This is a genomic window from Neisseria sp. HMSC03D10, from assembly GCF_001807625.1.
In the GTDB taxonomy this organism is placed as follows: Bacteria; Pseudomonadota; Gammaproteobacteria; order Burkholderiales; family Neisseriaceae; genus Neisseria; species Neisseria mucosa.
In genome coordinates this window covers 6849-14025 of the sequence record NZ_KV789489.1, presented here as the reverse complement: position 1 = coordinate 14025, position 7177 = coordinate 6849, and the positions used below count along the sequence as shown (strand labels likewise).

General features: G+C 53.1%; 6 protein-coding genes. 1 reads left to right on the top strand and 5 read right to left on the bottom strand.

Annotation, left to right across the window (positions count from 1 at the left end; all coding sequences use genetic code 11):
* Positions 1-81: 81 nt before the first annotated feature.
* On the bottom strand, positions 82-792 hold the full coding sequence (locus HMPREF3066_RS00965) for a HEAT repeat domain-containing protein (protein WP_070439867.1): 711 nt from the start codon (positions 790-792) through the stop codon (positions 82-84).
* Between the two features lie 74 nt (positions 793-866).
* Complete coding sequence (locus HMPREF3066_RS11875; protein WP_210385681.1) at positions 867-1160, bottom strand: Fic family protein; 294 nt, start codon at positions 1158-1160, stop codon at positions 867-869.
* 333 nt (positions 1161-1493) lie between these two features.
* Between HMPREF3066_RS11875 and ettA the strand changes: the two genes are divergently transcribed.
* Positions 1494-3170: an energy-dependent translational throttle protein EttA gene (gene ettA / locus HMPREF3066_RS00960; protein ID WP_003756559.1), complete on the top strand. Its 1677-nt coding sequence runs from the start codon at positions 1494-1496 to the stop codon at positions 3168-3170.
* 72 nt (positions 3171-3242) lie between these two features.
* Here the strand turns inward: ettA and HMPREF3066_RS00955 are convergent, their stop codons facing one another.
* The 3 genes from HMPREF3066_RS00955 to HMPREF3066_RS00945 form a co-directional block, all read right to left on the bottom strand.
* Positions 3243-3968, bottom strand: a complete 726-nt coding sequence (locus tag HMPREF3066_RS00955; protein WP_070439865.1) for an SIMPL domain-containing protein — start codon at positions 3966-3968, stop codon at positions 3243-3245.
* A gap of 139 nt (positions 3969-4107) precedes the next feature.
* A complete protein-coding gene (trkA, locus tag HMPREF3066_RS00950; RefSeq protein WP_003762926.1) occupies positions 4108-5520 on the bottom strand; it encodes a Trk system potassium transporter TrkA in 1413 nt (470 codons plus the stop codon).
* Between the two features lie 99 nt (positions 5521-5619).
* On the bottom strand, positions 5620-7071 hold the full coding sequence (locus tag HMPREF3066_RS00945; protein ID WP_070439863.1) for a DASS family sodium-coupled anion symporter: 1452 nt from the start codon (positions 7069-7071) through the stop codon (positions 5620-5622).
* Positions 7072-7177: the final 106 nt, after the last annotated feature.

Genomic DNA, 7177 nt, shown 5'->3' with positions numbered 1-7177 from the left:
TCGTCTGAAAACTGATTTTCAGACGACCTTTTGGCTGATTTGAAGCGATGTGCGCCGTTAGATGGACAGACCTTCTAATGCTTAAATGCCCCACATTTTCAAGACACGTTGCGCGGCGGTTTGTCCGTTGGGAAGTGCCGTCGTTTGCAGTTCGCACAATTTGTCGCGTGTGGCTTGGTAGTTGTGTTTGCCGATAAGTTCTATGGCGCGTTCCTGCACATACATATCCTCGTCATCGAGATAGGGCAGCAGCCATTGGGCGATTTCGTCTTTAGCGATGAGATTAAACCAAGCGAAATGCAGGCACTGGCGGATTTCGTCATCGTCGCTTTCCTCTGCCGCCTGCCGAAGCTGTTGCATGGCGGCTTGACGTGCGGCTGCATCCAGCGGCGGTATGGGATTGGGAAATTTGTAGGCACACTTATCATGCAGCAGTTCGTAGCCGTCTTGTGCTTCGGGGTAAGCTGAAATGGCGGCGAGGAAGTCAGGGATGGTAGCAAAACTGGGTACCAGGTCGGGGTCATCGTGTTGAAAGTGTCCGACCATGCCGAGTAGCGGCCCGGTAAGGTACACAAACCATTCGTTGCTTTCTTCGTCCTGTAAAATAGGTGCAACCGGTAAAGCCTGCCAATATTCGTCAAAATAATCTTTGCTGTTTTGCCAATCCGTATCGTCGTGATGAAAGCAAAAACCATCTTTGGGGGTAAAGTGCTGCAAGGCAGTGATGTGTCCGGCGGGGATTTGGTGCTGTTGCAGACAGGAAATTAGCGTGGCTGGGGGATATTGGGACATGAGATGCTCCTTTTATGTTTTAATTTTGGATTTGTTTTGAGGTCGTCTGAAAAGGTTTCAGACGACCTTTTTCATTAAACCCTTACCAACTCCATCATCCTCTCAAATGAATACAATGCTGATTTTCTTCCGCTTGCTTCTTCTTTTAATGTCAAGATACCTTTTTCCAATAATGCTTTGGTGAAACGGTTTGCAGTTGCAGGCGGGATGTTGGTCAGTTCTGATAATCGGCTGTTTCGGAAAACGGGATAAGTAAAAACAAAATCTAACACAGCAAGCGAATGTTTGGAGGAAAGTGTTTGGGTAAAAATGAACTTCATTTCTTCATAAAGTGCATGAATGCTTTGGGCAATTTCAAGGTTATGCACTGCTTGCCAATTTGAGAAGCTTGGCGCATCAATTCTGTGTGGCGTTCTTTGTGTTCCTCAAAATATCCGCTGATATAAAAAAGTATTGTCGCTCATTTGTGATAGACAAACAATTTTGTCAATCAAATTCAATAAAAAATGATTCACAAGAGTTTTTGGTATTCATTTGTGAATAACAAACAAATTTATGAATCAGAAATAAGCAGAAAGTGATTAATAAGCCTTTTGCTCACTCCATCTATTTCCCCTCTAAATATCATCCGTGCAAGCAACAATCGGTGCAATCGGTTAAAATGGGTCGTCTGAAATTTGTTTGACCGAATTGAGAAAACCATGTCCCAACAATACGTCTATTCCATGCTGCGCGTGAGCAAGGTTGTGCCGCCGCAGAAAACCATCATTAAAGATATTTCCCTTTCTTTCTTCCCCGGTGCGAAAATCGGCCTGCTCGGTTTGAACGGCGCGGGCAAGTCCACCGTGCTGCGGATTATGGCGGGTGTGGATAAGGAATTTGAGGGCGAAGCCGTGCCGATGGGCGGCATCAAAATCGGCTATCTGCCGCAAGAGCCGGAGCTTGATCCTGAAAAAACCGTGCGCGAGGAAGTGGAAAGCGGTTTGGGCGAAGTGGCTGCTGCGCAGAAACGTTTGGAAGAAGTGTATGCCGAGTACGCCAATCCTGATGCGGATTTTGACGCGCTGGCAGAAGAACAGGGTCGCTTGGAAGCGATTATTGCGGCAGGTTCGTCCACGGGTGGCGGTGCGGAACACGAATTGGAAATCGCCGCCGATGCGCTGCGCCTGCCGGAATGGGATGCCAAAATCGGCAATCTGTCCGGCGGTGAAAAACGCCGCGTCGCTTTGTGCAAACTCTTGTTGAGCAAACCCGATATGCTGCTGCTGGACGAGCCGACCAACCACTTGGATGCGGAATCGGTCGAATGGCTGGAGCAATTCCTCGTGCGCTTCCCCGGCACGGTGGTCGCGGTAACGCACGACCGCTACTTCCTCGACAACGCTGCCGAATGGATTTTGGAACTCGACCGCGGCCACGGTATTCCGTGGAAAGGCAATTACTCGTCTTGGCTGGAGCAGAAAGAAAAACGCTTGGAAAACGAGGCAAAATCCGAAGCCGCGCGTGTAAAAGCGATGAAGCAGGAATTGGAATGGGTGCGCCAAAATGCCAAAGGCCGCCAAGCCAAGTCCAAAGCGCGTCTGGCGCGTTTTGAGGAAATGAGCAACTACGAATACCAAAAACGCAATGAAACGCAGGAAATCTTCATTCCCGTCGCCGAGCGTTTGGGTAACGAAGTAATTGAATTTGTGAATGTTTCCAAATCGTTCGGCGATAAAGTGCTGATTGACGATTTGAGCTTCAAAGTGCCTGCGGGCGCGATTGTCGGCATCATTGGCCCGAACGGCGCGGGTAAATCGACGCTGTTCAAAATGATTGCGGGCAAAGAGCAGCCTGATTCGGGTGAAGTGAAAATCGGCCAAACCGTGAAAATGAGCCTGATTGACCAAAGCCGAGAAGGTTTGCAAAACGACAAAACCGTGTTCGACAACATCGCCGAAGGCCGCGACATTTTGCAGGTAGGGCAGTTTGAAATCCCCGCCCGCCAATATTTGGGACGCTTCAACTTCAAAGGCAGCGACCAAAGCAAAATCGCAGGTCAATTGTCAGGCGGCGAACGCGGACGTTTGCACTTGGCAAAAACCTTGTTGAGCGGCGGCAATGTGTTGCTGCTGGACGAACCGTCCAACGACCTCGACGTGGAAACCCTGCGCGCGCTGGAAGACGCATTGCTGGAATTTGCCGGCAGCGTGATGGTAATTTCGCACGACCGCTGGTTCCTCGACCGCATCGCCACGCATATCTTGGCTTGCGAAGGCGATTCGAAATGGGTGTTCTTCGACGGCAACTATCAGGAATACGAAGCCGATAAAAAACGCCGACTCGGCGAAGAAGGCGCGAAACCGAAACGGATTAAATATAAGCCGGTAACGCGTTGATAGGAAAATAAGAAAACGTCGTCTGAAAACTTAAAAAGGGTTTTCAGACGACGTTTTTGTTGGAGGAGCGTTTTACATTTGCACCGAGCCGTTGACTGTGATGCTGATTTCTTCTGAGCCGGGAGAAGGGGCTTGGATAGCGTTGTTTTCGTCGCTTGCCGAACGCTTGAACATGGCAGCTTCGGCACTCATCATTTTGGCGCGGGCGAAACCGTTGTCTATGGAACGGTTGCCGATGTGGCCTAAATTGAGTTTGACGATTTTGTAGTTGGAAAAACCGAGCGTTTTCGCCAAGTCTTGCGCGCGGTCTTTGAAGCGCAGGATGGCGGCTTTGCTGACTTGATCGACGGCGGCTTCGCGTTTTTCTTTGGATATGCTGAAGCCGATGCGGTTGAGCGTGGCAGTTTGCAGCGTTTCGTCAATCAGGCGGTTGATTGCGTCAAAGTCTTTGTTTTCGACTTTGAACACGGCTTCTTCTTCCCAGCCTGTTTGGATGCGTTTGCCGTTGTTGTTGTATTCATAGCGCGGGCTGGCGCTGCGGTTGAGGATTTCGGTTTGGAGTTTGTTGTTTTGTACGGCTTTGTTGAAGTCGTTGAATTTTTTCTGAAACGCTTTGTTCACCGTAGCGCGGTCTTTGCCTTCGGAAGCAATGCTGAAGTAGGCGGTCATGGTGTCGCGGGTTATTTCGAGATTGGCGGACTCGGCAAATTCGATCATGTTGTAATGAAGGGTGTCGGTTTCGGCTGCGGCGGGCAGGGCGGTTGCGAGCACGAGGGCGGCAAGGATGGGGCGTAACATGGATTTTCCTTTGGGTATCGGATGTGGAAACGGATGATGTTGGGTAATTTGTGTCGGGTCGTCTGAAAGCGCGGCTTCAATGAAGTTGAAAAAAGGTTCTGACTTTGCTGCAACAGGTTTCAGACGACCTTTGACGGTGTCAGCCGAAAAAGCCCATTTTGACTTGGATGAGTTTTTCAAGTTCGGGCAGGACGCGGCGGCGGGAGACGAAGAAGATGATATGGTCGCCGTCTTGGACAATGGTGTCGGTGTGGTGCCCCATGATGACTTCGCCCGTTTCGGCACGGACGATGGCGGCGATGTAGCAGTCGCCCGGCCATTTGATGCCGCTGATGCGCCTTCCGACGATGGCGGAGGTGTTTTTGTCGCCGTGGACGACGACTTCGATGGCTTCGGCGGTGCCGCGTCTGAGGGGGTGGACGGCAACGATGTCGCCTCGGCGGATATGGGCGAGGATGGAGCCGATGGTGATGAGGTGCGGCGACACGACGATGTCGATTTTGTTGCCTTCGAGCAAATCGACGTAGCTGGAGCGGTTGACAATGGTGACGACGCGTTTTGCACCGAGGTTTTTCGCCAACAGGCTGGACATGATGTTGTTTTCGTCGTCGTTGGTCAGGGCGCAGAATACGTCGATTTCGTCGATGTATTCTTCGTCCAGCAGCGTTTCGTCGGTGGCGCTGCCTTGCAGGACGAGGGTGTTGTCGAGGTTTTCGGCGAGCCACTCGGCGCGGCGGGGGTTGTGTTCGACGATTTTGATGTCGTATTTGGATTCGAGCTGCTTGGCGAGGCGGTAGCCGATGTTGCCGCCGCCGGCAATCATGATGCGGCGGGTTCGCGCTTCTTTGGGGCGCAGTTCGCGCATGATGATGTTGACGCTGCTGATGTCTGCGGCAAAAAGTACCTCGTCGCCTTCGATAATGACGGTTTGCGGCGTGGGGACGATGAGGCGGTTGTTGCGGTATATGGCGCAGATTTGGCAGTCCGCACCTTCGGGGAGATGTTGGTTGATGTCGGCGATTTCGCGGTTGACGAGCAGCCCGCCTTTACGCGCCTGTACGATGACCATGCGGACTTTGTCGCCGGCAAACCTCAATACCTGCAATGCGCTGGTGTAGCTGAGCAGCCCGACGAGCTGTTCGGTAACGAGCTGTTCGGGGCTGATGGTTTCGGTGATGTCGAAGACGGTAAGGCTGCCGTTTTCCGTATCGTCGTTTTCGGGGTAGGGGTATTCCAGATATTCGCTGGAACGCACGCGGGCGATGCGGCTGGGGATATTAAAGAGATCGGCGGCGATTTTGCAGGCGACGATGTTGGTTTCGTCGCTGCGGGTCAGGGCGAGCAGGAGGTCGGAGTCCGCTGCGCCCGCCTGTTCGAGGATGAACGGGGATGCGCCGTTGCCGAGTATGGTTTGGACGTCGAGTCGGCTGCCGATGTGTTGCAGGGCTTTTTCGTCGATGTCGATAACGGTAACGTCGTTGCTGGAAACGGAGGCGAGGTTTTGCGCGACGGTCGAGCCGACCTGTCCGCTGCCGAGGATGAGGATTTTCACGGTTTGGGCGGGTGGGTTGGTAAGGATGATGGAATTGTATAACAAAAGGTCGTCTGAAAACCTATTTTCAGACGACCTTTTGTTGATTTCAGGCAGGGTTTACCAGTAGCCCAGCACTTTCCACCAGATAATGCCGATGGTGCCGAAAATCAGGATTTCGACCACGCTCATAATGAAGCCGGCTTTCCACCATTCGGTCATACTGACATAGTTCGAGCCGTAGATGACGGGGGACGAACCTGAAGCGTAGTGGGTCAGCGACATCATGATGCCGGTGGCGGACGCCATAATCAGGGCGAACAGCATCGGCGGTGCGCCCAGGGCGAGGCCTGCGCCGTAGAACGCGCCGAACATGGCGGTAACGTGTGCCGTGCCGCTGGCGAATACGTAGTGGGCGTAGAGGTAGGCGAGTACCAGAAGGGCGCAACCGGCTTCCCAGCCCAAGCCGAGATGGGAGATGCCGCCCTGCATGGATTCGGACAGCCATGCAATCAGTCCCAATTTGTTGAGGAAGTTCGCCATCATGACCAAGGCGGCAAACCAGACGATGGTGTCCCACGCGCCTTTTTCTTTCAACGCGTCGTCCCAAGTCAGTACGCCGGTGAGCAGACACAGGCTCAGGCCGAGGAAGGTGGTGGCGGTGGCATCGACTTTCACACCGAACAGCATTTCGGGAACACCCGCCCACAGAAGCAGCAGAATCACGAAAATGCCGAGCATGATTTTTTCGTCGCGCTTCATCGCGCCCATTTCTTTCAGTTTTTCTTTGGCAAGGGCGGTCGCGTTAGGCGTTTGTTTGATTTCGGGCGGATACAGGAAATACAGCACCAGCGGCATCAGGAACATGGCGACCAGACCGGGGACGACCATGGCGGCGAACCATGTGCCCCAAGAGAGGTGGATTTGCGAATCGGTGGCTTTGGCGACCAATTCGACGACCAGTGGGTTGGGTGCGGTCGCAGTAACGAAGATGCAGCAGGTGATGATGTTGGCGTGGTAGTTGACCAGCGCGAGGTATTTACCGATTTTGCCTTCCGTGCCTTTTTCGGGGTCGGAATCGAAACTCAGGGCGATGGAGCGCATAATCGGATGCACGATGGCACCGCCGCGCGCGGTGTTGCTCGGCGTTACCGGACCGATGACCAAATCGGCCAAAGCCAGGCTGTAACCTACGCCCAGCGTGCGTTTGCCGAAAAGGGAAATCAGAAGGTAGCCGATACGCATCCCCAAGCCGGTTTTCAACAAACCGCGCGAGATGATGATGGCAATACCGATCATCCAGATTAACGAGTTGTTGAGGCTGCTCAGAGCGTCTTTGGTTGCGTCGGCGGCTTTTTCGTTGGTCACGCCGGTCAGCGCGACCAAGGTAATGCCCAAAATCGCCATTGCGCCGATGGGCATGGCTTTGCCGATGATGCCGGCGATGATGCCGACGAACAACGCCAAAAGGTGCCATGCGTCGGGCGATACACCCTGCGGCACGGGTATGACGAACCAGATAATCAGCGTCAGCGCGAGCGCAACCGCAGCAGGAATTGGCTTGAAGCCCATGTTGAGTCTCCTAGTTTGAGGTATCGGGGAAATCGGATTTCAGACGACGTGTGTCCGTTTGAGCGGGGAAAGGCCGTCTGAAACGTATTTGGCAGCAGTTGTTTTT

Excerpts from the sequence above, each read along its gene's own strand:
- ettA (WP_003756559.1), top strand. The coding sequence starts at position 1,494 with ATGTCCCAACAATACGTCTATTCCATGCTGCGCGTGAGCAAGGTTGTG.
- HMPREF3066_RS00965 (WP_070439867.1), bottom strand. The coding sequence starts at position 792 with ATGTCCCAATATCCCCCAGCCACGCTAATTTCCTGTCTGCAACAGCAC.
- HMPREF3066_RS00955 (WP_070439865.1), bottom strand. The coding sequence starts at position 3,968 with ATGTTACGCCCCATCCTTGCCGCCCTCGTGCTCGCAACCGCCCTGCCC.
- HMPREF3066_RS00945 (WP_070439863.1), bottom strand. The coding sequence starts at position 7,071 with ATGGGCTTCAAGCCAATTCCTGCTGCGGTTGCGCTCGCGCTGACGCTG.